Origin of the sequence: Burkholderia sp. AU45251 (genome assembly GCF_030482905.1) — a bacterium.
Lineage (GTDB): Bacteria > Pseudomonadota > Gammaproteobacteria > Burkholderiales > Burkholderiaceae > Burkholderia > Burkholderia aenigmatica.
On the sequence record NZ_JAUJQH010000027.1, the window covers coordinates 12,294 to 35,492 of the forward strand.

The window sequence follows — 23,199 nt, forward strand, 5'->3', positions numbered from 1 at the left end:
CGCCCGTTTCGCCGTGTCGGCGCGGGCGGCCTCGGGAGCTGACGCCCATGAAGATCAAGATACTCGGCTCGGGAGCCGGCGGCGGCCTGCCGCAATGGAACTGCAATTGCGCGAACTGTCGCCGTGCGCGCAGCGGAAGCGGCCACGTGCTGCCGCGCACGCAGTCGTCGATCGCGGTCAGCGACGACGGCATCGACTGGATCCTCGTCAATGCGTCACCCGACATTCTTTCCCAGTTGCGCGCGGATCCGGACCTGCAACCGGCGCGCGCGATCCGCGACAGCGGCATCGCTGCCGTCGTGCTGTGCGACGCGCAGATCGATCACGTGACGGGCCTGCTGATGCTGCGCGAGCGATCGACGCCGCTGCCGCTTTACGCGAGCGCACCCGTGCTCGACGACTTGTCGACCGGCTTGCCGCTCGTGCCGCTGCTGGGTCATTACTGCGGCGTCGCCGCTCACACGATCACGCTCGGCGAGCCGTTCGAGGTGCCGGCGGCGCGCGGGATCCGTTTCACCGCGATTCCCGTCGACAGCAAGGCGCCGCCTTATTCGCCGCGGCGCGCGTCGGCCGCGCCCGGGGACAACGTCGCGCTGTCGATCGAAGATGTCGCGAGCGGCCGCCGCGCGTTCTATGCACCAGGGCTCGCGGCAGTCAACGACGACGTACGTGCGGCCATGGACGGCGCCGATCTCGTGCTGGTGGACGGCACGTTCTGGACCGGGACCGAAATGATCGATCTCGGCCTGTCGGGCAAGCACGCGGCCGACATGGGGCATCTCGCGCAGTGTGCGGAACACGGGCGGCCCGGCATGATCGATTGGCTCGACACGCTGCCCGCACGTACGCGCAAGGTGCTCACGCACATCAACAACACGAACCCGATTCTCGATCCGCATTCCGTCGAGCACGCGCTCCTGCGCGCGCACGGCATTGACGTCGCACACGACGGAATGCAATTCCAGGTCTGACGATGAACGCACCGATTCCCGCTACGGCGTTGCACGCAACGCCCTGGATCGCGACCGAATTCGAGGCGCGCCTGCGTGCGCTCGAATCGCGCTATCACATCCATCATCCGTTCAACCGACGGCTCAACAGTGGCGCCTGTTCGCCCGCGCAGATCCGCGGCTGGGTGGCAAACCGCTTCTACTACCAGATCAACATTCCGCTCAAGGATGCGGCGATCCTGTCGAACTGCCCCGACCGTGACACGCGTCGCCGCTGGATTCAGCGGCTGGTCGATCACGACGGGCAGGGCGACAACGAAGGCGGCATCGAGGCATGGGTACGGCTCGGCGAGGCATGCGGTCTCGCGCGCGCCGAACTGTGGTCGCTCGAACACGTGTTGCCCGGCGTGCGTTTCGCGGTGGACGCCTACGTGAACTTCGCACGGCGCGCGCCATGGCAGGAAGCCGTGTGCTCGTCGCTGACCGAGATGTTCGCGCCGCAAATCCATCTCGACCGCCTCGCGGGCTGGCCGTCGCATTACCCGTGGATAGAGCCGGCCGGGCTGCATTACTTCCGCAGCCGCGTCCCGCTCGCGCAGCGCGACGTCGAGCATGGTCTGGCCGTGACGCTGCAGCATTTCACGACACCGGAAGCGCAGCAGCGCGCGCTCGGCATTCTGCAATTCAAGCTCGACATTCTGTGGTCGATGCTCGACGCCGTCGAAAAGGCCTACCCCCTATGAACGCGATCGAAGCCGCTAGCGGCGTACCGCTGCGCCCCTGTCTCAGTGGCATGTACCGCCTGCAATGGGAGGCGGCCCAGGATGCGTACGTGCTCCTCTATCCGGAGGGAATGGTCAAGCTCAACCCGAGTGCGGGCGAGATTCTCGCGCGCTGCGACGGCACGCGCGAACTGGACGACATCATTGGCGAACTCGAGCGCCTGTTCCGCCAATCGGACCTCGCGACCGACGTCTACCGGTTCCTCGATCATGCGCGACTGCGCGGCTGGCTCGACTGATATGGTTCCCGACACTTCCCGTCCGTCCGCGCCGCTGTGGCTGCTCGCGGAACTCACGTACCGTTGCCCGCTGCACTGCGCGTTCTGCTACAACCCCGTCGACTTCGCGGCGCACGGCGCGGAACTCGATACCGATGCGTGGCGCGCGGTCATCAACGATGCGCGCGCGCTCGGCGCCGCGCAGATCGGCTTCTCGGGCGGCGAACCGCTGCAACGTGGCGACCTCGAGACGCTCGTCGCGCATGCGCGCGGGCTGGGCTTCTATACGAACCTGATCACGTCGGGCATCGGGCTGAACATTGCGCGCATCGAGCGGCTCAAGGCGGCCGGGCTCGATCACATCCAGCTGTCGCTGCAGGATTCGACGCGCGAGCTGAACGATTTCCTGAGCAGTACCCGCACGTTCGAGCTGAAGCGCAGCGTTGCGCGGCTGATCAAGGCGCACGGCTACCCGATGGTGCTCAACTGCGTGCTGCATCGCTACAACCTGCCGCACGTGGGACAGATCATCGAGATGGCGCTTGACCTGGGCGCCGATTACCTGGAGCTCGCGAACACGCAGTACTACGGCTGGGCGATGCTGAACCGAGACCAGTTGATGCCGACCGTCGAGCAGGTGCGCGAGGCCGAGGAAACGGTCAATCGCTATCGAAAGCTGGTGGGCGAGCGCTGCAAGATCCTGTTCGTCGTGCCCGACTATTTCGAGCGGCGCCCGAAGGCATGCATGAATGGCTGGGGCTCGGTGTTCCTGGGCGTTGCGCCGGACGGCACCGCGCTGCCGTGTCATGCCGCGCGGTCGCTGCCCGGACTCGCACTGCCGAACGTGCGCGACCGGTCGCTGCGGGAAATCTGGTACGACAGCGATGCATTCAACGCGTTTCGCGGCGACGACTGGATGCGCGAGCCGTGCCGCACATGCGACGAACGGCATGCGGATCACGGCGGTTGCCGGTGCCAGGCCTATCTGCTGGCCGGCGATCCGAAGGAGGCCGATCCGGTGTGCGAGAAGTCCCCGCACCACGGCCAGGTCGAGCAGACCGTGCAATTCGCGCGACGTCGCGAGCCGCGCGACGAACAGCCGATGGTTTTTCGCAGCCGGGAGAATTCGCTTGCGCGATGTGGGACAGCGAGCGACTGATGACGGAGTACGGTGAAGACGACGACGAGAAGGCGCGGGGCAGGGCAAAGCGATGAAGATCGTGGCAGTCGATACGCTGTCCTCTTCATGGCGGCGGCGTGTTGCGTCCGGGCGAGGTGATGGAACACCGGATGGAGGGCGTGTTGAGCACGGCTGCCTTCGATGCGCGAGGGACGGGCGAGACATGCATTTACGTCCGCGATCGTCCTGTTACGACAGCGTCGCGAAGTTGCTGTCGGCGGCGCGGGCAGGCGGCCTTGCGAAGGTCGGTTTCGTTACCGATCCCGCACTCGGCCGATCGCGCGCGGCGCTCCGCTGCTGCGGCCGCACGACGCGACCTGACGGCGCCGCCCGGCCGCGACGTTACCCATCCTCCGCCTTCGCCTGCAGCCCCTTCAAGCCCTGGATGACAACCAGCAGCGCACGCCGGTGCTCGTCCGACTCATATCGCGGGCGTAGCGATCAGCGGCCGCTGGCAGTCGGGTTGGAGCAATAGGCGCTGTATCTGTATCCGTAGCGCGCGTTCGCGGTCAGCGTGTCGCGATCTGCGCGTTTTCGCGGCGAAGACTCGTGTGAGTGAGCATCAGCAAGTTGATGACGACGACGGCGATCGTTGCGACGATCATCCAGTTCACCCCGCCGTGGGTCACCAATACGCCCGCTACGTACGGAAACCCGAACAGGCCCATGAAGTAGGCGATCGTGAAGACTTGCGAGCTTGCCGATGCGGACAAGCCCTTTTCGCTGGCGAGATTGACCGCCATGCCGTTCAAGGTGGAGTAGCTGAGTCCGTAGCCGATCGCGAAGATGAACGAGCCGATCACGTACAGGATTTCGCTGCCCGGATTGGACACAAAAATGACCAGCGCCACGAGCGTCATGGCGAACAGCGTGAAGGCGAGCTTTCGGACCGGCAATCGGCTGATCGTCTGCGCCAGCGTGAATCGACAGAAGACGGTCGTCAACGTGAATGTCACGAAAAAGAGATCGGGCGACAGATGTCGCGACTCCGCATAGATCGCCTGAAAATTCGATAGCGCGGAAAAGACACACGCGGCGAGTCCGATCATGATGATCGGCAGCCGGGTGGCATGGCGCAGTATCTCGGCAACCCGCGCGGCGGTCAGGCCGGTTGCATCTGCGGGCGGGTGGGGTAGGCGTTCCGTCCGTTTTCGGACAATCGAAAATGCGATGGCGGCAATCACGCAGAGACATGCCAGGCCTGCGTAGACGATGGCGTACGAACCGGAGCGGCTGGCGACGAAATGGCCGATCGGTGATGCGAGACCCAGCCCGACCATTTGACCGCCGGACAGCAAGGTCAGGTATTTGATCCGCGCGGAGGGCCTGAGGTGATGAATGATTTGAAGCGGCGCGAGTATGTAGAAAGCCGACCATCCCATTCCCAGAAGCAGGCCGCCGATGAATGCGATCCTCAAATCGTGCGCTGCCAGGCTGAACGCGAGCATGGAAAGGGCCATGACGGCAGCGGCGGCCACGATGGTCGACATCAAGCCGATTCGTTGTGCTACCCATCCGGCGACAAGGGAGCTGACGATCATGGTCAGGATGCCGGTCGAAATCACGGCGCCGGCCATCGACGAATCCAGGCCGCTCTGACGCAAATGCTCGGAGAGGAGAAAGCTGGCGCCGTAGGCGGCGGCAAGCGCGACGCTCGCGATGAGGAATGGAACGAACGTGGCAGCGGCGAGCGAAGACGGAAGCGGGGCAGCGGATGGTTTCATCGAGTTGGCATCCAGTTTTTATCGCCGCCGTGATGCGTTGAGCGGGCCGGATTTCTTTGATCGTCTTATACCCACGGTTGGCATGCAGAAGGCCCGTCCGGATTTTCTGATCCTGAGCTTGACGGGCATTGTGTTTTAGGTAGAAGCGGGATGAAATGTACAGTGAAGCCGATTTTCTTCTGCACAGTTCCCGCCGTTGCCGATGAGCTTGGGCTCAGAAACTCGAAGTCGATCGAGATTACGTTGGATGGTTTCGAAGCGTGATCAACTACCTGTCTGAATCACTCTGATGTTGCTGCCGCTGATATTCCTACCCGCGATGCCGTGCGACGGCCGCATGTATGCCGACCAGATCGAAGCGCTGAAGGATCTTGCTTCGCCGACCGTGAAGATACTCGCGCATGCAACCTTTGCGGAGAGTGCGGAGCAGCTCCTGGCATCGACAAGCGGTGCGTTCATTCTTGCCGGCACGGCATATGGCGGGTGTCTCGCGATGGAAGTGCTCGCGAGAGCGCCTGATCGCGTTCGCGGACTCTGGCTGATGAATTGTCAGCCGGGCGCTCATCCGGATCCGGACGCCGTTCGTGCCACCAGCCGGCGAATTCGCGCCGGAGAGCACGAGCGGGTGATTGCGGAGTTCGCCGAGCAGGCGATTCCGGCGCACGACGGCGGGTCACGGGCTGCGTTCGTGCAGATGGCCCACGATGCCGGGGCGGAGCTGTTTGCGCGACAATCCGATGCCACGCTGACGCGCTCGGATCATTGGTCGACGCTGGCGTCGAGCCAGGTTCCTGCGTTGCTCGTCTGGGGGGCTGCGGATCGCTTCGTCCCCGTCGACGTCGGTCGGCGCATCGCCGGCCTGATGCCGCATGCCCGATTCGAAGCGATCGACGGATGCGGCCATTTCCCGACCCTGGAGCGGCCGTCGCTATGCACGGCGATCGCGCGTGAGTGGTTGAGAGAATCGGTGCTTGGGTGAGTCGTGCGCGGGAACGGGTTACATGCGCAGATTGCGCGGGGCTGCATTCGGCCAGTTGCAGTCATCACGACGAGAACGATCTAGTCAGCCGTTGCTGATCGATGCAGTCCACTTATGAGGCATCTAATGGATAAGAAGGCAAGAAACATCCTGGTCAGCACCTATTGGAGCAGCAATGGATGGGTAGACAGAAAGAACAGGAACATCAGCGAAGCCGATTTTGCCTATGCAAAGGAACACGGCGTGATGTTTTCGCCCGTCACGCTGACGCACGACCAGAGCATTACGGCAATCAAGGACATTCTGCCCAAGGTTGCGCAGGATGCCGTAGCCAGGGCATTTTTAAGCAGCCTCTCGACGCGGCGGCTGGAGTGGCGTTCGGCGCTGGCTTCTTTCGTGTGTGCACAACGATTGTCGCCGCCGCATGGATACGTGCCGAAGGTGAGCGGACACGGGTACACGAACGGTGTCATCACACACACCTCTTATCGCTGCGGCGTCTGCGATGGATCCCTGGAGTATGAGGATGTGGATTTGAGCGTACTGAATTTCGAGCGCATCAAATGGGGAGGTGTGCGTCTCGGCGACCGGATGTATACCTTGTTCGATTTGCAGCAATTCCTGCGCGAAGAAATTTCGGAGCCCACGCAAGCCGACATCGACATTCTCAAGTCGATGCTGTCAGTGATCGCTCATAGTCAGTCAGATGACTACCCGAGTGCGCTGAGGGACAACCTGGCGCCGGTCATCAAATCGTCGAAACACGAGCGCGACGTGTTGATGGAAATTCTGGCTTGCGTTGATATTCTGAGACCGTCGTCTTACGACAGGCCCTCGCGAGGAAGGCACGATTGGCATTTCGTGGAGCACTGGCGCGGCGAGGACAAATACAACGAAGCTGCCGTGAAGCAGTATTTCGGCAAGTATCTCGATTGACAAGCGGGCGCAACTTGCCTGGTTTGCAGGTCGAGATGGCAGCACCGATTCAGCCTGCCTCTATTGCTGATGCCGCGCATCGAAGCCAACGCAGGGTTCGGCCGAATGGCGGCTTTCAAGAATGCTGCGCGTCTCTTGCGGGGCGTCAAGCAACATCCATTGCAATCTCCGACGCGCGTTCTCTTCTTCTCTTCCGTTGTTGGCCGTAGCCGCGGGCACGTCACGCCCCACCCGCACGATTACCCATCATCCGCCTTCGCCTGCAGCCCCTTCAACCCCTGGATCACGACCAGCAGCGCGCGCCCGTGCTCGTCCGACCCATCCCACGCGTCGACGATCGCTTCGCGCAGCAGGTCGTTGTACTGGCGGCGCGACGGCCCGGTATCGACACCATAGAAACTGCATAGCTTATTGAATGGCGCGCTGCGGCGCAGCCGGTGCCCGTTCGACAGCCTCAGGCGCGATACGGTCGGCTGGCTGACCCCGGAGAGTCGCGCTATTTCGCTGGACGAGCGTGTATCTGCCATCAGGCGGCGCAACAGGTCTTGAACGGGAAAATCTTGGTCCGGGGCTTCCATGCGATGCATTATACCTATACAGTTACGGCTGTTGAATGGGCTTGCTGTCACCAGCGAGGCTGTATCCCGAGAAAGTTGATGACACTGAAACACCTCCCACCCACGTTCTGCTGGACCAAGATCGGTACCGAGTCCGGCGAGGAACTGCCGACCGTCGTGCTCCGCAAGGAATGGGAGCGCCGGCTCGGGGGCGGGCGTTTTCTGTGGGGTATCAACCAGCCGCTCGGCAGCAGCGCGCAAGTCGCCGCGCATCGCACGGGCTCGCTGCTCGCGCTGTTTTCGCCGGTCGCGTCGCGCCCGCGCGCAGGCGAGCGGAAAGACATGCTGCTGTGGAATGCATGGGTCGACGCGAGCGGGCAGGTGCGGCCGTTGCCGCCGCACACGTTCATCGCCAGTCGCGCGACCTTGCCGTCGGGTCGGCGTCGCGAACAGCACTACGCGCTCGTGTGCGCGTCATCCACCGCGCTGACGGTCGGCACGCAATTGCGCGTGTTTCCCGATCACCTGCGCAGTGTGAGCACCGGCCAGCCGCTCGGCGCCGCACAGGGTGCGGCCGTGGTCGATTGCGTCGGGCGCGCGAAGGAGCAGACGGGCAAGAGCTATCCGCTCGCGCTGTCGGTCGAGCTCGAAGCACCGTATTTCGTCCGGCTCGCACAGCCGTGCGTGCTGAAGGCGCGCGATCTCGCGGAAGTGAACAAGGCCACGCGCGCGGGCGATTTCGATCGCTTCGTCGAGCTCGTTGCGCGCTTGCGCGGCCGTTCGCCGACGGACGCCGAGCGCGGCGTCACGCGTGATCTGTTCGACGTGCCGCCGATCGAAACGGCGGCTGCGTACGTTGCGCCCACGCACGTGGCGCGCTTGCGCAATCGGCCTGCGGCCGAGCATCCGCGCGATCTCACCGGCGACCTGTTCGACCTGTCGCCCGGCGAAGCGGCCGCGTTCGCGGGTCTGTCGCATCCGCGTATCGGGCGCGCGTGACGCATCGCGCGCCGCAGATCGCGCAAGAATTTGTTGCAATCTCGCCATAGCGGAGCGGCGAGCGCAGAGGGACAATCGGCACGAAGCGCGCTGCGCGGCGGCCGATGCGTCGACACTCGATGGGTCGTGGTTCACGCCGCCGACATGCGCACCACGCACACTGAGCGTCGGCGTGCTTCACACTGCAACCCTGAGGGAGGAGTGTCGATGTCGACCCACATCTGTTCGCAGGAAGCCCGGGCCGCGCAACGCTTCGTCGAAGCCACGCGCAACGTCGATCAGGCCTTTCGCGCCGTGCGCGGCGAAAGCGACGACGACGGTTCGTCAGCCGAATACGCACGCGCGATGTCACGCCTCGATCGCGCACTCGACGAACTGGCGCGTGCACAGGAATTCTTCGATCGCGTCGTCAGCGCCGGCACAACAGCGCACGACAACTGATCCCGGCGCTACCCCGTGTTCGCGCGTCGGGCGACGCGCGTTCATCATCTTGCCGGGCATCGCGCCCGGCATGTCATTCAATCATCCCGTTCCGACTTCAGACCTTGCGGCCTTCGACCGGATAACCGGGATCGGTATAGCCGTGCGTCGATGCATGCCCGGGCGGCACGAGCGCATCGACGAACCGTTCGTCGTCCGGGCCGAGTTCGAGCGTCAGCGCATCGATGTAGCTGTCCCAGTGCGCCTCGGTGCGCGGCCCCGCGATCGTCGAGCTGACGATGCGGTTCTTCATGACCCACGCGAGCGCGAAGGCAACCGATGTCGTGCCGCGCGCGGCCGCATGCGCGGCCACTTGCTGCGCGATGTGCAACGATTCGGGCCGCCATTCCGTTTGCTGGATGCGCCGGTCGCCGCGGCCGGCGCGCGAATCGGCGGGCGGCTGTGCATCCACCGCGTATTTGCCGGTCAGCACCCCGCGCGCGAGCGGGCTGTACGGCACGACGCCGATCCCGTAATGCGCGGCGGCCGGCAGTTGTTCGACCTCGGCCGTGCGATCGACGAGGTTGTACAGCGGTTCGCTCGCGACCGGGCGATCGATGCCGAGCTGGTCCGCGAGCCGCACGATCTCGGCGATGCGCCAGCCCTTGAAGTTCGACAGCCCGAAGTAGCGCACCTTGCCTTGCCGGATCAGGTCGGCGATCGTGCGCATGCCTTCGTCGAGCGGCGCATCGGTCAAGGTGCGATGGAAATAGAGAATGTCGACGTAGTCGGTGCCGAGCCGCTTCAGGCTCGCGTCGACCGATTCGACGATCCATTTGCGCGACTGGCCCTGCCGGTTCGGGCCGGCGTCCGGCCCGGCCGGAAAGCCGAACTTCGTCGCGACGACCCAGCTGTCGCGACGCGGCGCAATCGCGCGGCCGACGACTTCTTCCGAGCGGCCGGCGTGATAGACGTCGGCCGTGTCGATGAAGTTGACGCCCTGGTCGAACGCCTTGTCGATGATACGCGCCGAGGTCGCTTCGTCGGTCTCGCCGCCGAACATCATCGCGCCGAGACACAGCGGCGACACCTTGAGCGCACTGCGCCCGAGATAGCGGTAATCCATAGAGACTCCATGCGGGCGCATGCCCGCCGGTTGAATGAGGGGACGCCGCGCTCGCTCACACGCCGGCTTCGTCGAACACGCGCTGCGCGATCGTCAGCGCCGAGCTGGCGGTCGGCCAGCCCGAGTAGAACGCGAGGTGCGTGATCGCTTCGACCAGCTCGTCGCGCGTGAGGCCGTTGTCGAGCGCTTTCTTCAGGTGGAACGGCAGTTCGTTGATGCGATACAGCGACACGAGGCTCGCGACCGTGACGAGGCTGCGATCGCGCGGCGACAGGCCGGGGCGCTGCCAGACGTCGCCGAACAGCACGTTGTCGGTGTAGTTGGCGAGGGCGGGGGCGATGGCGCCGAACGCTTTGCGCGCGGCGGAAGTCGGTTCGGACATCGAGGGCTCCGGGGAAGGTAGGGAACACCGACGATGGTAGCCACCGGGGCGTCTATCGATAATCCCCGGCAATGCGCATGCACTTATCGACCGGATTCATGAATCGCGGCGCAAGAGCCGCGCGCCGTCGGCTCAGGCGCGATAGCGCAGCGCGTCGACGATCACCGCGAGCGCGCGCGACGATTGCCGCCGGCTCGCGTAGTACAGGTGATGACCGGGGAACGTCGGGCACCAGTCGTCGAGCACGCTGTCGAGGCGGCCGGCTGCGACATGCGGCGCCGCGAGTTCGGCGGGCACATAGGCGAGCCCGTAGCCCGCGAGCGCCGCGTCGAGCGTTTCGTACGTGCCGTTGAACGTGACCTGCCCGTCGACGCGCACCTGCAGCATGTCGTCGCCGCGTGCGAGTTCCCACGCGTACAGCGCGCCGTGCGTCGGCAGGCGCAGGTTGATGCAGTCGTGCGCAACCAGATCCTGTGGCGACACCGGGCGCGTGCGTTCCGCGAAATATGCGGGTGCGCCGACGATCGCCATTTTCATGTCGGCCGAGATGCGCACGGCGATCATGTCCTTCGCCACCTGGTCGCCGAGCCGCACGCCGACGTCGAAGCGTTCCGCGACGATGTCGGACAGCCCGTAGTCGTTCACGAACTCGACTTTCAGGTCGGGATAGTCGCGCAGGATCGGCGCGAGCTTCGGCCACAGCAGCGTGCGGATCACGAAGTCGGTCGCGTTGATGCGCACGGTGCCCGCGGGCTGGTCGCGCAGTTCCGCGAGCGCCGTCAGTTCGGCCTCGATTTCGTCGAAGCGTGGCGCGAGGTTGCGCAGCAGGCGCTCGCCGGCTTCGGTCGGCGCGACGCTGCGTGTCGTGCGCGTCAGCAGCCGCACGCCGAGGCGCGTTTCGAGCGAGCGGATCGTATGGCTGAGCGCGGATTGCGAGACGCCGAGCTGTGCGGCCGCACGCGTGAAACTGCGCTCGCGCGCGACGGCGATGAAGGCGAGGAGGTCCGCAAAGTTGTCGCGCGGCATGGAAGGTGTCGGGTGGTCGATGCCAGCGCATCGTACCACCGGGTTCACCGGGCCGCGTTGCGACGCGGCGCGCGTCAGCCTGCGCGCGTCATGCCCGGCGCATGGGGCGCCGGATGGGACGCATAGCCGCCATGCTGGAACGACGTCGCGAAGAACCGCATCTGGTAGCGGATCGCATTCGCCCAGTAATCCCACGTATGGCCGCCTGGCCGCTCCGCGTAATCGTGCGGCACGCCGAGCGCGACGAGCCGTTCGTGCAGCGTGCGGTTCGAGCCGACGAACGCGTCGTCGCGGCCGCAATCGATCGTCAGGTCGAGATGCGCGCGCACGAACGCGCTGGCGCTGGCGACGATCACGTTGCGGTTCCAGAACGACGGATGGCGGCCGGGGTCGCCGAACACGTGGTCGATGCCCGGCTCGTCCTCGCAACAGCGCGGATCGACCGCGCCGCTGATGCTGCCGACCGCGCCGAACGTGTCCGGCCGGTCGAGTGCGATGCGCAGCGCGCCGAAGCCGCCCATGCTGAGCCCGGTGATCGCGCGGGCGCGTTGGGTTGCGATCGTGCGGAAGTGCGAATCGACGTACGACACGACTTCGTCGCCGATGAAGGTCTCGTAGCGGCTGCCCGAGTCGAACGGGCTGTCGATGTACCAGCTCTCGTGCCCGCCGTCGGGCATCACGAGGATCACGTGGTAACGGTCGGCCAGCGCGGCGATGTGCGTGTTCGACGTCCAGTCGGTATGGTCGCCGCCGGAACCGTGCAGCAGATAGACGACCGGATAGCGGTCGCCGTCGCGGCTGCCGCGCGCGTAAGCGTCGGGCAGCACGACGGTGGCCTTGAGCGTCTCGTTCATCGCGGCGCTGGGAATCGCGACGACCCGCGCGTGGAAGGCGAGAGCAGGGCCTGAAATGGCGAGCAGCAGAAGCAGCCAGAAGGCGCGTGCCAGGTACATCGATCCTCGCATGTGTCGACCCCGTCCGGCGCCGGGCGCCGGGAAACCCTGTTCGGGCGACTCTAGCAACCGCGCCTTTCAACCATATTTCGGCGAATCCTACGGGTTGTCAGGCGGGCGCTGCATACGCGATGCGCTCGACCGCCGCGCGAAACGCATCGGGCTGCTCGGCCGGGATCAGATGCCCGCAGTGCTCGATCGTATCGAAGCCGGCGCAGCGCGCGAGCGCCCAGTCGGGCACGTGCCAGCCTGCGCGCGACCGTTCGCCGGCGACCAGCCAGACCGGGTGACGCTCGAACACCTGCGCGAGCGCCGGCAAATAGCCGGGCTCACCCGTCGTCGCGACGACCGAGCGACCCATCGCGCGCAGCGTCGAGGCCGGCTGATGCGCGAGCCAGCGGCGGGCGTCGTCGAGCAGGCCTGGCGACGGCATGTCGATCGCGCCACGCAGCCAGCCGGGCGGATCGGCGCGCAGCCCGTCGAGCATCGCATCGGCTTCGGCGGGCGTCATGCGGCCGACCGATGCCGACCAGAACGCATCGTCGAGCGTGAAGTTGCCTTCGACGTTGACGATCCGTCGCACGCGTTCGGGATGCGCATGCGCGAACAGCATCGCGATTGCGCCGCCGACCGAGTGGCCGACGACATCGACGGGCTGCGCGCCGAAGTGCGTATCGACGGTATGGCGGACATGCTCGACCTGCGCGGCGAGCGTGATCGCATCGAACGGTACCGCGCGATGCGCGCCGTAGCCGAGCAGGTCGGGGGCGAGGTGCGGGCCGTTCCACCCGCGCACGTCGAGCGTGCCGATGAACCCGTGAATGAAGACGGCGGGCGTGGGCGAGTTCATGCGGCGGGCGCGGAAGGAAGGGGCGGCAATTCGAGTTCGGCGAGCAGTTCGTCGAGTTCGAGCACGTGCGTGCGGTCATGGTCGAGCAGCTCGCGCACGAGTTCCTCGAGCGACATGCGGCGGATGCCGTCGCGCAATCCGCAGCGTGCGAGTTGCGTGGGATCGAGCGCGGCCGCGGTTGCGCGCAGCGTGGCGCGCCCCGTGCGGAATGCCGAGACGGCAGCGTCAAGCGGCTGGGCGAGATAGTCGCGTTGCGCGGCGAGCACGGTGCCGTCGACGGACGCGATCACCGGCAATTCGAGCGTGCGCACGGCGTCGATGCGTTCGGCGAACACCGCGTCGAGATCGCGCAGGTGGCACGCATGCTCGACCAGCGAGAAGCCCGTGCCGTCGGGGCGGCGTGTCCACAGCGCGGCTGGCACGTGCGCCGCATACGCGGCGAGCCGATCGGGCAGGCGGGCCAGCGCGGCGACGACGTCGGCGAACGGCAGCAACTGCGGATACGCGCTGAACACCGCGCCATAGCTGAACAACGTGCCGCCGAGCCGCCCGCGTGCCTGCACGACGTCGTGGCCGTGACGACGCATGACTTCCGCGACCATCGCGCCGCAGAACTGACGGGCCGTCGTGTCGGTTTCGATTTCGGGGAATTTCAGTGCGATCTCGTGCTGGATCGCGCCGATCGCGGCGACGCCCACGCGCGACAGCGCGGCGAACTCGACGTAGTGCCCGGGTTGCACGATCAGTGCTTCGAGCTGGGCGCCGAGCGGTGTGATGCGAAAGCGGTCGAAGCGGGAATGCATGACGGAAGGGTCTTGGCGAGTAACGTGTCAAAACGATACGTTACTCGCCAGGCAGTGTCAACGGGCGGAATCGGGCAATGCGTTGCGTCACGCCTTGCCGGCGCCCTTGGCTGCCTGTTCGATCAGCTGCGCGACTTCGGCGGGGCGGTCGAGCGGCTCGCGGTGCCGCGCAAACGCGCGTCAGCCGCGCACGCGTCAGCGGGTAGGGGCGGCGCCCGGCGAGTATGCGAAACCGTCGGACGCGGCCGGACTTACGCGTGCTTCCCGGCCTCGGCTTGCGCGCTCTGCCGTGCCTTTTGCTCCTGCAACGCAGCCGTGAAGGCCGGGCTGAAGTCTTCAGCCTCGAACAGCGGGCGGATCTCGATGTCGGAGTCGCCGGGCATCGGGTTCGGGCAGCGCTTCACCCATTCGACTGCTTCTTCCATCGATTTCACCTGCCACAGCCAGAAGCCGGCGACGAGTTCCTTCGTTTCGGCGAACGGGCCGTCGATGACGGTGCGGTTCTTGCCGGCGAAGTGCACGCGCTTGCCGCGCATGCTCGGGTGCAGCCCGTCGGCGGCGAGCAGGATGCCGGCTTGCGCCAGTTCTTCGTTGAACCGGCTCATTGCGCCGACCATTTCAGGGTCGGGCATCCGGCCGGATTCGGAATCGGCGGTGGCCTTGACGATTACCAGGACGCGCATGGTCGTTTCTCCTTCGGTGAATGGATGAGGGGCATGCAGGCCGCGCAACGCGGCCTTCTCGGGTTTGCAACGATACGACGGGCGGGCGGCGCCGAAATCGACATCACGAAAAAAAATATCCGTGCGGTTGAATCGCGACGGTTCGCCCGGCGGCGGCGACATCGCGACGTCGCGAACCATCAAGTGCGGGCCGGCGGGGCCTCATAAAGTTCGCTTCAAGGCGGACGGCCAGCAGACCGGGCCGCCGCTCCTTCGACGAACGACAGAAACAGGAACTCCGCCCATGCAACCGATCTCCGTTGTGAAGAAGCAAGACATCGTCACCGCCGACCGCTGGAAGCAGCAACGGCCGGAACGCGCGCTTACGCTGCCGTCGCGCTATTTCTATGACGACGCGGTATTCGCGGCCGAGCGCGATCGCATTTTCATGTCGGCCTGGCATGTGATCGGACACACTTCGGAGCTGAGCACCCCGGGGCAATTCGTGATGACCGACGTGTTCGACCAGAGCGTGATCGCCGCGTGCGGCCGCGACGGCCAGGTCCATGCCTTCCACAACGTGTGCCAGCATCGCGGCAATCGTCTCGTGGAAGCGCGGCGCGGCGAGCAGAAGGGCCTGTTCCGCTGCGCGTACCACTCGTGGTGCTACGGCGCGGACGGCAGCCTGCGCGGCGCGCCGCGTACCGATCGCGTCGAAGACTTCGACCTCGCGGCTCACAACATCCCGAAGGTGCGCATCGAGGAACTCGGCGGCTTCTACTATTTCAATCTCGATCCCGATGCGCCGTCGATGCGCGACCTGTTCCCCGGCGCCGACGCGGAGATGAAACGCGTGTTCCCGAAGCTGGACGCATACCGGCTGATCGAGGAGAAGGACGTGATCGTGCCGGCGAACTGGAAGGTCATCATGGACAACTCGATCGAGGGCTATCACTTCTCGCTGTCGGGCCCGCATCACGTCGAACTGGCCGGCCTGATCGATTTCGCCGGCTACCGGCTCACGCAGCACGACAAGTGGTGGACCTACATCGCGCCGGCCAACCGCGACGCGACCTCGGCCTACGGCGTACCGCTCGGCGACAGGAATCCCGACGAGTGCTTCTTCAACATCGGCATCTGGCCGCACAACACGTTCTATACGTTCCCGTACTCGGATTTCCTCGCCACGTTCCTGATCATCCCGCTGGAACCGGAGAAGACGCTGCTGCGCTTCGGCTACTACTCGACGCACGACGCGGTGCCTGCGGTGACGAAGGCGTGCATGGACTGGATGAACACCGATCTCGGCCCGGAAGACATCCGCCTGAACATCTCGGTGCAGAAGGGGCTGCATTCGATGGGCTACAACCAGGGCCGCTACGTGATCGATGCGCAGCGCAGCAACGAAAGCGAGCATCTGGTGCACCACTTCCATACGCTCGTGCACGACGGCATCCACGGCGCATAGCCGGTGGGGAGCGCCGCTCCCCACACCCCGTTCCGCTTCCGGCGCCGGGACGGCGACGCCGTTTCGCGCACTCGTGTTCCATGATCTCGATCAACTGCATGCAAGCGATGAAGAAACCACAGGGAATCGACGCCGTGCGTCGCGACTACGACTACGTGATCGTCGGTGCGGGATCGGCCGGCTGCGTGCTGGCCAACCGGCTCGGGCAGGATCCGGGCGTAAGGGTGCTGCTGCTCGAGGCCGGCCCGACGAATCGGCACTGGTCGATCGACATGCCGTCCGCGATGGGTATCGTGGTGGGCGGCAACCGTTTCAACTGGCAATATCAATCGGAGCCCGAACCGTTCCTGAACCGGCGGCGCATCGCGACGCCGCGCGGGCGCGTGCTGGGCGGATCGTCGTCGATCAACGGGATGGTCTATATCCGCGGTCACGCCCGCGACTATGACGGCTGGTCCGCGCAGGGCTGCACCGGCTGGAGCTATCGCGAGGTGTTGCCGTATTTCATCCGCGCGGAGCGGCACGAGCTCGGCGCGGATCCCTATCACGGCGACAGCGGCCATCTGCACGTCACGGCGGGCCGGACCGACACGCCGCTCGCCAGTGCGTTCATCGCGTCCGGTGTCGATGCGGGCTATGCGCACACCGACGACGTGAACGGCTTTCGCCAGGAAGGCTTCGGCCGCGTCGATCGCACGACGTGGGGCGGGTCGCGCTGGAGTACCGCGCGCGGCTATCTCGCGGAGGCGCTCGGGCGCGGCAACGTCACGGTCGTGACCGGCGCGCTCGTGCTGCGCGTGCTGTTCGACGGCAAGCGCGCGTCCGGCATCGAGTACGCGTGCGACGGCGAGACGCGGCAGGTTCGCGCGAGCGCCGAAGTGCTGCTCTGCGGTGGCGCGATCAATACGCCGCAGTTGCTGCTGCTGTCCGGCATCGGGGCGGCGAACGAGCTGGAAGGCCTCGGCGTGCGTGCGCGACACGACCTGCCGGGCGTCGGGCGCCGGCTCTCCGATCATCCGGATACGGTGGTGCAGTATCTGTGCCGCAAACCCGTCTCGATCTACCCGTGGACGGTCGCCCCGCGCAAATGGTGGACCGGCGCGAAATGGTTCGCGAACCGCGCCGGGATTGCCGCGAGCAACCATTTCGAGGCGGGGGCGTTCATTCGTTCACGCGCGGGCGTCGAGCATCCGGACCTGCAACTGACCTTCATGCCGCTCGCCGTGCAGCCGGGCAGCGTCGAGAGCGTGCGCGCGCACGCGTTCCAGGTGCACATCGACCTGATGCGCCCGACGAGCCTCGGCGCGGTGACGCTGGCGTCCGGCGACGCGCGCATCCCGCCGCGGATCCTGTTCAACTACCTGAAGACGGAGCGCGATCGGGCCGACATGCGCGCGGGCGTGCGGCTCGTCAGGGAGATCCTCGCGCAGCCGTCGTTCCGCGCGCTGTGCGGCGACGAACTGTCGCCGGGCGCGGGCAAGGCCGACGATGCCGCGCTCGATGCGTGGGCGCGCGACATCACCGAAACGGGCTATCACGCGGCGGGCACCTGCAAGATGGGCCCGGCAGACGATCCGGAGGCGGTGGTCGGCCCCGACCTGCGCGTGCATGGCATCGAACGGTTACGCGTGATCGACGCGTCGGTGATGCCGACGATCGTCAGCGGCAATACCAATGCGCCGACCGTGATGATCGGCGAGAAGGGCAGCGATCTCGTGCTGGGGCGCACGCCGCTGGCGCCGTCGGCGGCGCCGGTCTGGGCGCAGCCCGACTGGCGCACCTGCCAGCGGTGAACGCGATGGCACCGATCATCCCGTTCCCGCCCGGCGATCGCATCGCCGCAGTCGTGGTCGAGGCGGCCATGCTGACGCCGGAGATCCGTGGCATCGTGCTGGCGGCAGCCGACGGTGCGGCGCTGCCCGCCGCCGAACCCGGCGCACATGTCGAAGTCCGCCTGCCGGGCGGCATCGTGCGTCATTACTCGATCGTCGAACGCGTGGCCGACGGTTCGACCTACCGGATCGCGGTGCTGCGCGAGCCGCGCTCGCGCGGCGGGTCTGCGTATCTCGTCGAACGGCTTGCGCCGGGCGATGCGCTCGACGTGAGCACGCCCCGGAATCACTTCGCGCTCGACGAGCACGCGAGCGAGTACATGCTGATCGCGGGCGGAATCGGCATTACGCCGATTCTGCCGATGGCGCGGCGGCTCGATGCGCTCGGCAAGTCGTTCACGCTGCTGTACCTGGCGCGGTCGCGCGAGCGCATGGCGCTGCGCGACGCGATCGAATGCGGCCCGCTGCGGGAGAACACCCGCCTGCATTGCAGCGAACAGCACGGCGAAGCGGACCTGCGCACGCTGCTGGGTGTGCCGCGCGCCGGTGCACAGGTGTATGTGTGCGGGCCGGGCCGCCTGATCGACGGTGTGCTCGACGCGGCGCGTGACTGGCCGGCCGGCGCGGTGCGCTTCGAGCGGTTCGGCGCCGCCGCGGTGCCGCGCGAGCCGGAGGCGGGCGCGCAGGCATTCGAAGTGGAACTGGCCCGCACCGGCCGCCGCGTCGCGGTGCCGGCGGGCCGGTCGATCCTCGATGTGCTGCGCGACGAGCGGATCGCCGTCGATTCGGTGTGCGGCGAAGGCGTGTGCGGCACCTGCGCGGTCACGTTGCTCGACGGCGAGGCGGAGCACCGCGACTGCCTGCAGACCGACGCCGAGCGGCGGGCGAACAACCTGATCTACATCTGTGTGTCACGCGCGAAATCCTCGCGTCTCGTTCTCGATCTTTAGTCATCCTTTCATTTATCAGGAGAAGTCACGATGAACGTCAGAAACACGCTCGGGTGCATCGCACTGGCTTCCGTGTGTACGGGCCAGGCCGCCGCGCAGGAAGCGGCGACCTGCCGCGCGGTGCGGTTTGCCGACATCGGCTGGACCGACATTGCCGCGACGACCGCGCTCGCGTCGACCGTGCTGTCGAGCCTCGGCTACCAGCCGACCAAGACGATGGCCTCGATTCCGATCGCGCTGGCCGGGCTCAAGGCACGTCAGATCGACGTCTACCTCGGGGACTGGCGGCCGTCGATGGACGCCACGAGCGCGCCGTTCGTGAAGAGCGGGGCCGTGAAGGTGCTGGACCGGCCGAATCTCGTCGGCGCGAAGTACACGCTCGCGGTGCCGGCCTACGCGTACGACGCCGGACTGCGTTCGTTCGACGACATCGCGAAGTTCGCCGACCGGCTGCAATACCGGATCTACGGGATCGAGCCGGGGAACGATGGCAACGAACTGATCCACAAGGCGATCGCGGGCAACCAGTTCGGCCTCGGCAAGTTCAAGCTGGTCGAATCGAGCGAGGCCGGCATGCTGGTCGAGGTGCGGCGCGCGATCCGCGATCATGCGTGGGTCGTCTTTCTCGGCTGGGAGCCGCATCCGATGAACCTCGACTTCAACATGCGCTACCTCGCCGGTGGCGACAGCCTGTTCGGCCCGAACTACGGGGAGGCGAAGGTCTATACGATGACGTCGCCCGATTATGCGGCGCGCTGCCCGAACGTCGCGCGGCTGGTTGCCAACCTGCAGTTCACGACCGAGATGGAGAATCAGGTGATGAAGGCGATCGCCGGCGGCAAGCAACCGGAAGTCGCGGCGAAGGCGTGGCTGCAGCAGCATCCCGACGTGCTGAAGGGATGGCTGGCCGGGGTCAGGACGGTCGACGGCCGCGATCCGCAGGCGGCCGTCCAGGCCGCGCTGAATCTTCACTGAGCCGGCTGAGCGCAACAACCGCCGCCATACCGGCGGCGTGAGCGCTGTGCATCCGGGGGCCGGGCGCGATATGCTCGGCTCGATCCTTTTCGGGAGAAACGACGATGAGCCACAACCGCACCGGCCGGCTGGCCGGGAAAGTTGCCGTGGTGACGGGCGCCGCGAGCGGCATCGGCAGGAGCATTGCGCTGCGATTCGCGAACGAAGGCGCCAGCGTGGTCGCGACGACGAGCCGCAACACCGCGCAACTCGACGAGACCTGTCGCCTGGCACGCGACGGGGTCATCGTCGCCAGGCAGGCCGATGCCGGATCGGCGGAGCAGGTCGAGGCGCTGATCGACTTCGTGGAGCGCCGGTTCGGCCGGCTCGACGTCATGTGCAACAACGCGGGCGTCATTCGCGAGGCCCCGCTCGTCGACACCACCGAAGCGGACTGGGATGCCGTCATGGACGTCAACCTCAAGGGCGTGTTCCTCGGCTGCAAGTACGCGATTCCGGCGCTGATCCGCGCCGGCGGCGGGTCGATCGTCAATATCGGCTCGACGAGCAGCTTCGTCGGCGAACCGCTTCATGCGGCCTATTGCGCATCGAAGGGCGGGGTGCTGATGCTGACCCGCTGCGCGGCGATCGAGCACGCGAAGGATCGCATCCGCGCCAATGCCGTCTGTCCGGGCTGGATCGATACCCCGATGAATACGCCGTTCATCGACGCGCTCGGCGGGCGCGGCGCGATGGACGCGCTGCTCGACGAGGTTCAGCCGCTCGGGATGGGGACCCCGGAGCAGGTCGCCGACGTCGCGCTGTTCCTGGCCTCGGACGAAAGCAGTTTTGTCACCGGGACGTCGATCCTCGTGGATGGCGGCTTGACTGCGCGGTAGCACGCGTGGCGGTGGGTGCGGTGTCGCGTTGACGCGAGTCGCGCTGCGCGGCCCCCCGGCACGCCGGCGATGCACGCGTTCGCACGAACGGCGCAGCCCTGCCGGGCCGCGCCGTTCGGCGGCTACCACGCGTACGACGGCGCTTCCTCGTCGAGAATGGCCCGGAGCTCCGCCAGATGCTGCTCCGCGAACCCCGCATAGTCGTCGCGCCACTGCAGCATGGTTTTACGCGCGACGGCGTCGGTCGCGAACCGCAGCGGCTGGCCGGTTTGCAGCGCGGTCACATACGTCTCGCATGCCCGCTCGAAGTAGTACAGGTCGTCGAACGCCTGCGCGACCGACGAAGCGACGACGATCACGCCGTGCTGGCCCATCAGCAGCACGGGCTTGTCGTCGAGCGCGTCGGCGACGCGGCACGCCTCGTCGCCGAGCCCCATGCCGTCGAAGCCGGTGTCGATCGCGACCCGCTCGAAGAAGCGCATGCAGTTCTGGTCGAGCGGCGGGAGCGAGGGCTGCGCGAGACACGACAGCACGGTCGCGTACGTCGAATGCACGTGCAGCACGCAGCGCGCGTGCCGGTGGCGCTTGTGGATTTCCGAGTGAAGCGCCCACGCGGTGATGTCGGGCGCGTTTTCGCGCCGGACCGTCTCCGGGTCGTCGGCATTCACGAGCAGCAGTTCGCTCGCGCGGATCCGCGAGAAATGGCGCCCACGCGGATTGATCAGAAATTGCCGGTTGTCGTCGGAGACGGCGGCGCTGAAATGGTTGGCGATCGATTCGTGCATGCCGAGGCGCGCGGTCCAGCGGAACGCGCAGGCGAGGTCCGCGCGGGTCGCGCGATGCGCCTGATCGGGTTGCGTGGCTGTGAGCATGTCGGGCTCCCGTTGCGAGAGGGATCAGAACCAGCGTTGCGGGCTGGCTTCGAAGTTGAGGTACGCGTGCTTGAGTTCCGTGTATTCGTCGAGGCCGCTGCGCGACAGTTCGCGGCCGATGCCGCTGGCCTTGTAGCCGCCCCACGGCGCGCCCGGCAGCGTGACGTTGTAGTCGTTGATCCAGACCGTCGCCGCCCGCAGCCGGCGCATGACCCGGTTCGCCCGCGCGAAGTCGCGGGTCCAGACCGCGCCTGCAAGCCCGAACGGCGTGTCGTTGGCCAGTGCCACGGCCTCGTCTTCGCCGTCGAACGCCTCGACGGTCAGCACCGGGCCGAACACTTCCTCGCGCGCGATCGTCATCGTCGTCCGGACGTTCGCGATCAGCGTCGGTTCGACCCAGAAGCCGGTTGCGAACACGTCGCCCACTGGTACTCGGCCGCCGCACACGATGCGCGCGCCGTCGCGGGCGGCCTCGCCGATCAGCGCCAGCACGCGGTCGCGTTGCTGCGCGGAAATCACCGGGCCCATCCGGGTGGCATCGTCGTCACCGCGACCGACGCGGATGGCCGCGATGCGCGCGGCAAGCGCATCGACGAACGCATCGTGCAGCGTGCGTTCGACCAGCAGGCGCGAGCCAGCCGAGCACATCTGGCCGGCGTTGAAGAAGGCCGCGTTCAGCGCGTAATCGAGCGCCGTGTCGAAATCGGCGTCGGCGAACACGAGGTTCGGATTCTTGCCGCCGAGCTCCAGCGACACGCGCTTGAAATTGCCCGCGGCCGCGCGCATCACGCTGGCGCCGGCGGCGTTGCTGCCGGTCAGGGAAATCAGGTCGACCTGCGGGCTCGCCGCGAGCGCGTCGCCCACGTCGGCGCCGCCCGTCACGAGATTGAGGACGCCACGGGGCAGGCCCGCGTCATGCGCGAGTTCCACGAGCCGATGCGTCGACAGCGGCGTCAGCGACGCGGGCTTGACGACGACCGTATTGCCGGCCACCAGCGCCGGGGCGAGCTTCCATGCCGCCTGCAGCAGCGGGTAGTTCCACGGCGTGATGAGACCGCAGACGCCGACCGGCTCGCGCAGCGTGACGCTGAGCACGTGCGGCTTCGCCGCATTCATGCTGCCCGTCTCGGTAACGGCGAGGCTCGCGAAGTAGTCGAATGCCGCCGCGGCGTCGTGCACGTCGGACGACGATTCGGCGAGCGTCTTGCCGGTGTTCGCGGTTTCGATGCGGGCGAGTGCGGGCGCTTCGTCACGCAGCGCGTTCGCGAGGCGGCGCAGACAGGCCGCCCGTGCTTCGGCGGGCAAGTGCGGCCACGCGCCCGCGTCGAAGGCCGCGCGCGCCGCGTGAATCGCGTGCCCGGCGTCGGCGGCCGAGCCGTAGGCGACCCGTGCGATCGTTTCGCCGGTGGCAGGATCGACGATGGCGCGCTGCCCGCCTGCGGCGGCGGGTTGCCAGGCGCCGTCGATGTAGAGCTGTTTGATGTGCATGTGCTGGTTCCACGGAGTCGGAAGATCGGCGTGCCCCGCCCGTGCGGAGCGGAACGCGAGCTGAATATAAGGTCGGCCGGCGCCGCTCGCTTGATCGAATGCGACGGCGTGCGACGCGCGTGCACGGCCATGACGGGCCGATCCGGCCGGGACGCAATGGGGTGGCGGAAAGCCGGCACAAAGCGACAT

At 66.6% G+C, this 23,199-nt stretch carries 24 protein-coding genes and 1 pseudogene; 13 read left to right on the top strand and 12 right to left on the bottom strand.

Annotated features, from left to right (window positions below):
* Nucleotides 1–47: 47 nt before the first annotated feature.
* Genes pqqB through pqqE form a run of 4 tightly spaced genes read left to right on the top strand, consistent with a single transcriptional unit; the run spans nucleotide 48 to nucleotide 3,109 of the window.
* The gene (gene pqqB, locus QZM67_RS33270; protein ID WP_175021166.1) at nucleotides 48–971 is read left to right on the top strand and encodes a pyrroloquinoline quinone biosynthesis protein PqqB; all 924 of its coding nucleotides are present in this window, start codon (nucleotides 48–50) and stop codon (nucleotides 969–971) included.
* 2 nt (nucleotides 972–973) lie between these two features.
* Entirely contained in the window at nucleotides 974–1,693 is a 720-nt protein-coding gene (gene pqqC / locus QZM67_RS33275; RefSeq protein ID WP_301809909.1) for a pyrroloquinoline-quinone synthase PqqC, read from the top strand.
* Nucleotides 1,690–1,971 carry a pyrroloquinoline quinone biosynthesis peptide chaperone PqqD gene (pqqD, locus tag QZM67_RS33280; protein WP_039369440.1) on the top strand — a complete coding sequence of 94 codons (282 nt, stop codon included), beginning with the start codon at nucleotides 1,690–1,692 and terminating at the stop codon, nucleotides 1,969–1,971. Before pqqC ends, pqqD begins: the two co-directional genes overlap by 4 nt.
* Before the next feature lies 1 nt (nucleotide 1,972).
* Complete coding sequence (gene pqqE / locus QZM67_RS33285) at nucleotides 1,973–3,109, top strand: pyrroloquinoline quinone biosynthesis protein PqqE (protein WP_175021168.1); 1,137 nt, start codon at nucleotides 1,973–1,975, stop codon at nucleotides 3,107–3,109.
* A gap of 363 nt (nucleotides 3,110–3,472) precedes the next feature.
* Here the strand turns inward: pqqE and QZM67_RS33290 are convergent.
* Together QZM67_RS33290 and QZM67_RS33295 are read right to left on the bottom strand one after the other, a co-directional pair.
* Nucleotides 3,473–3,556, bottom strand: a pseudogene (locus QZM67_RS33290) (XRE family transcriptional regulator); the annotation flags it as partial.
* A gap of 83 nt (nucleotides 3,557–3,639) precedes the next feature.
* Nucleotides 3,640–4,854 (bottom strand): MFS transporter, encoded by a 1,215-nt coding sequence (locus QZM67_RS33295; protein WP_301809911.1) that lies wholly within the window; start codon nucleotides 4,852–4,854, stop codon nucleotides 3,640–3,642.
* Nucleotides 4,855–5,143: 289 nt separating this feature from the next.
* Between QZM67_RS33295 and QZM67_RS33300 the strand changes: the two genes are divergently transcribed.
* Together QZM67_RS33300 and QZM67_RS33305 are read left to right on the top strand one after the other, a co-directional pair.
* Nucleotides 5,144–5,833, top strand: coding sequence for an alpha/beta fold hydrolase (locus QZM67_RS33300; RefSeq protein WP_301809913.1), 690 nt, complete (start codon nucleotides 5,144–5,146; stop codon nucleotides 5,831–5,833).
* 126 nt (nucleotides 5,834–5,959) lie between these two features.
* Nucleotides 5,960–6,769: a hypothetical protein gene (locus QZM67_RS33305; protein WP_301809914.1), complete on the top strand. Its 810-nt coding sequence runs from the start codon at nucleotides 5,960–5,962 to the stop codon at nucleotides 6,767–6,769.
* 239 nt (nucleotides 6,770–7,008) lie between these two features.
* Here the strand turns inward: QZM67_RS33305 and QZM67_RS33310 are convergent, their stop codons facing one another.
* Nucleotides 7,009–7,347 (bottom strand): helix-turn-helix transcriptional regulator, encoded by a 339-nt coding sequence (locus tag QZM67_RS33310; RefSeq protein WP_043180557.1) that lies wholly within the window; start codon nucleotides 7,345–7,347, stop codon nucleotides 7,009–7,011.
* Nucleotides 7,348–7,425: 78 nt separating this feature from the next.
* Here QZM67_RS33310 and QZM67_RS33315 point away from each other — a divergent pair, with 78 nt between their 5' ends.
* Nucleotides 7,426–8,325, top strand: coding sequence for a hypothetical protein (locus QZM67_RS33315; RefSeq protein WP_043180554.1), 900 nt, complete (start codon nucleotides 7,426–7,428; stop codon nucleotides 8,323–8,325).
* Between the two features lie 207 nt (nucleotides 8,326–8,532).
* On the top strand, nucleotides 8,533–8,766 hold the full coding sequence (locus tag QZM67_RS33320) for a hypothetical protein (protein WP_043180552.1): 234 nt from the start codon (nucleotides 8,533–8,535) through the stop codon (nucleotides 8,764–8,766).
* A 97-nt stretch (nucleotides 8,767–8,863) separates the two neighbouring features.
* Here QZM67_RS33320 and QZM67_RS33325 read toward each other — a convergent pair whose 3' ends face one another.
* From QZM67_RS33325 to QZM67_RS33355, 7 genes are all read right to left on the bottom strand, one after another.
* A complete protein-coding gene (locus QZM67_RS33325; protein ID WP_301809918.1) occupies nucleotides 8,864–9,871 on the bottom strand; it encodes an aldo/keto reductase in 1,008 nt (335 codons plus the stop codon).
* 55 nt (nucleotides 9,872–9,926) lie between these two features.
* Nucleotides 9,927–10,253: a carboxymuconolactone decarboxylase family protein gene (locus QZM67_RS33330; RefSeq protein ID WP_301809921.1), complete on the bottom strand. Its 327-nt coding sequence runs from the start codon at nucleotides 10,251–10,253 to the stop codon at nucleotides 9,927–9,929.
* Nucleotides 10,254–10,385: 132 nt separating this feature from the next.
* Entirely contained in the window at nucleotides 10,386–11,279 is an 894-nt protein-coding gene (locus tag QZM67_RS33335; RefSeq protein WP_175021174.1) for a LysR family transcriptional regulator, read from the bottom strand.
* A 74-nt stretch (nucleotides 11,280–11,353) separates the two neighbouring features.
* Entirely contained in the window at nucleotides 11,354–12,232 is an 879-nt protein-coding gene (locus QZM67_RS33340) for an alpha/beta hydrolase family protein (RefSeq protein ID WP_301810053.1), read from the bottom strand.
* A gap of 109 nt (nucleotides 12,233–12,341) precedes the next feature.
* Nucleotides 12,342–13,082 (bottom strand): alpha/beta fold hydrolase, encoded by a 741-nt coding sequence (locus QZM67_RS33345; RefSeq protein WP_301809924.1) that lies wholly within the window; start codon nucleotides 13,080–13,082, stop codon nucleotides 12,342–12,344.
* The gene (locus QZM67_RS33350; protein ID WP_175021177.1) at nucleotides 13,079–13,885 is read right to left on the bottom strand and encodes a DinB family protein; all 807 of its coding nucleotides are present in this window, start codon (nucleotides 13,883–13,885) and stop codon (nucleotides 13,079–13,081) included. Before QZM67_RS33350 ends, QZM67_RS33345 begins: the two co-directional genes overlap by 4 nt.
* A 251-nt stretch (nucleotides 13,886–14,136) precedes the next feature.
* Nucleotides 14,137–14,568 carry a YciI family protein gene (locus tag QZM67_RS33355; protein ID WP_175021178.1) on the bottom strand — a complete coding sequence of 144 codons (432 nt, stop codon included), beginning with the start codon at nucleotides 14,566–14,568 and terminating at the stop codon, nucleotides 14,137–14,139.
* Nucleotides 14,569–14,851: 283 nt separating this feature from the next.
* Between QZM67_RS33355 and QZM67_RS33360 the strand changes: the two genes are divergently transcribed.
* The 5 genes from QZM67_RS33360 to QZM67_RS33380 all read left to right on the top strand — a co-directional run bounded on the left by QZM67_RS33360 (nucleotide 14,852) and on the right by QZM67_RS33380 (nucleotide 20,650).
* Nucleotides 14,852–16,015 carry an aromatic ring-hydroxylating dioxygenase subunit alpha gene (locus QZM67_RS33360; protein ID WP_175021179.1) on the top strand — a complete coding sequence of 388 codons (1,164 nt, stop codon included), beginning with the start codon at nucleotides 14,852–14,854 and terminating at the stop codon, nucleotides 16,013–16,015.
* 107 nt (nucleotides 16,016–16,122) lie between these two features.
* Entirely contained in the window at nucleotides 16,123–17,808 is a 1,686-nt protein-coding gene (locus tag QZM67_RS33365; RefSeq protein ID WP_301809932.1) for a choline dehydrogenase, read from the top strand.
* A gap of 5 nt (nucleotides 17,809–17,813) precedes the next feature.
* Entirely contained in the window at nucleotides 17,814–18,797 is a 984-nt protein-coding gene (locus QZM67_RS33370) for a PDR/VanB family oxidoreductase (RefSeq protein WP_301809935.1), read from the top strand.
* Nucleotides 18,798–18,827: 30 nt separating this feature from the next.
* Entirely contained in the window at nucleotides 18,828–19,772 is a 945-nt protein-coding gene (locus QZM67_RS33375) for a choline ABC transporter substrate-binding protein (RefSeq protein ID WP_301809937.1), read from the top strand.
* Nucleotides 19,773–19,876: 104 nt separating this feature from the next.
* Nucleotides 19,877–20,650: an SDR family oxidoreductase gene (locus tag QZM67_RS33380; protein WP_175021183.1), complete on the top strand. Its 774-nt coding sequence runs from the start codon at nucleotides 19,877–19,879 to the stop codon at nucleotides 20,648–20,650.
* Nucleotides 20,651–20,772: 122 nt separating this feature from the next.
* Here QZM67_RS33380 and QZM67_RS33385 read toward each other — a convergent pair whose 3' ends face one another.
* Both QZM67_RS33385 and QZM67_RS33390 read right to left on the bottom strand, forming a co-directional pair.
* Nucleotides 20,773–21,522, bottom strand: coding sequence for a class II aldolase and adducin N-terminal domain-containing protein (locus QZM67_RS33385; RefSeq protein WP_301809941.1), 750 nt, complete (start codon nucleotides 21,520–21,522; stop codon nucleotides 20,773–20,775).
* A gap of 24 nt (nucleotides 21,523–21,546) precedes the next feature.
* Nucleotides 21,547–23,010: an aldehyde dehydrogenase family protein gene (locus tag QZM67_RS33390; protein WP_301809943.1), complete on the bottom strand. Its 1,464-nt coding sequence runs from the start codon at nucleotides 23,008–23,010 to the stop codon at nucleotides 21,547–21,549.
* Between the last annotated feature and the right edge of the window lie 189 nt (nucleotides 23,011–23,199).

Coding starts and splice junctions, on each gene's coding strand:
- QZM67_RS33295 (WP_301809911.1), bottom strand. CDS start 4,854: ATGAAACCATCCGCTGCCCCGCTTCCGTCTTCGCTCGCCGCTGCCACG.
- QZM67_RS33365 (WP_301809932.1), top strand. CDS start 16,123: ATGAAGAAACCACAGGGAATCGACGCCGTGCGTCGCGACTACGACTAC.
- QZM67_RS33380 (WP_175021183.1), top strand. CDS start 19,877: ATGAGCCACAACCGCACCGGCCGGCTGGCCGGGAAAGTTGCCGTGGTG.
- QZM67_RS33330 (WP_301809921.1), bottom strand. CDS start 10,253: ATGTCCGAACCGACTTCCGCCGCGCGCAAAGCGTTCGGCGCCATCGCC.
- QZM67_RS33390 (WP_301809943.1), bottom strand. CDS start 23,010: ATGCACATCAAACAGCTCTACATCGACGGCGCCTGGCAACCCGCCGCC.
- QZM67_RS33300 (WP_301809913.1), top strand. CDS start 5,144: ATGTTGCTGCCGCTGATATTCCTACCCGCGATGCCGTGCGACGGCCGC.
- QZM67_RS33385 (WP_301809941.1), bottom strand. CDS start 21,522: ATGCTCACAGCCACGCAACCCGATCAGGCGCATCGCGCGACCCGCGCG.
- QZM67_RS33315 (WP_043180554.1), top strand. CDS start 7,426: ATGACACTGAAACACCTCCCACCCACGTTCTGCTGGACCAAGATCGGT.
- pqqB (WP_175021166.1), top strand. CDS start 48: ATGAAGATCAAGATACTCGGCTCGGGAGCCGGCGGCGGCCTGCCGCAA.
- QZM67_RS33310 (WP_043180557.1), bottom strand. CDS start 7,347: ATGGAAGCCCCGGACCAAGATTTTCCCGTTCAAGACCTGTTGCGCCGC.
- QZM67_RS33325 (WP_301809918.1), bottom strand. CDS start 9,871: ATGGATTACCGCTATCTCGGGCGCAGTGCGCTCAAGGTGTCGCCGCTG.
- pqqC (WP_301809909.1), top strand. CDS start 974: ATGAACGCACCGATTCCCGCTACGGCGTTGCACGCAACGCCCTGGATC.
- pqqD (WP_039369440.1), top strand. CDS start 1,690: ATGAACGCGATCGAAGCCGCTAGCGGCGTACCGCTGCGCCCCTGTCTC.
- pqqE (WP_175021168.1), top strand. CDS start 1,973: ATGGTTCCCGACACTTCCCGTCCGTCCGCGCCGCTGTGGCTGCTCGCG.
- QZM67_RS33345 (WP_301809924.1), bottom strand. CDS start 13,082: ATGAACTCGCCCACGCCCGCCGTCTTCATTCACGGGTTCATCGGCACG.
- QZM67_RS33360 (WP_175021179.1), top strand. CDS start 14,852: ATGCAACCGATCTCCGTTGTGAAGAAGCAAGACATCGTCACCGCCGAC.
- QZM67_RS33370 (WP_301809935.1), top strand. CDS start 17,814: ATGGCACCGATCATCCCGTTCCCGCCCGGCGATCGCATCGCCGCAGTC.
- QZM67_RS33355 (WP_175021178.1), bottom strand. CDS start 14,568: ATGCGCGTCCTGGTAATCGTCAAGGCCACCGCCGATTCCGAATCCGGC.
- QZM67_RS33320 (WP_043180552.1), top strand. CDS start 8,533: ATGTCGACCCACATCTGTTCGCAGGAAGCCCGGGCCGCGCAACGCTTC.
- QZM67_RS33340 (WP_301810053.1), bottom strand. CDS start 12,232: ATGTACCTGGCACGCGCCTTCTGGCTGCTTCTGCTGCTCGCCATTTCA.
- QZM67_RS33305 (WP_301809914.1), top strand. CDS start 5,960: ATGGATAAGAAGGCAAGAAACATCCTGGTCAGCACCTATTGGAGCAGC.
- QZM67_RS33350 (WP_175021177.1), bottom strand. CDS start 13,885: ATGCATTCCCGCTTCGACCGCTTTCGCATCACACCGCTCGGCGCCCAG.
- QZM67_RS33335 (WP_175021174.1), bottom strand. CDS start 11,279: ATGCCGCGCGACAACTTTGCGGACCTCCTCGCCTTCATCGCCGTCGCG.
- QZM67_RS33375 (WP_301809937.1), top strand. CDS start 18,828: ATGAACGTCAGAAACACGCTCGGGTGCATCGCACTGGCTTCCGTGTGT.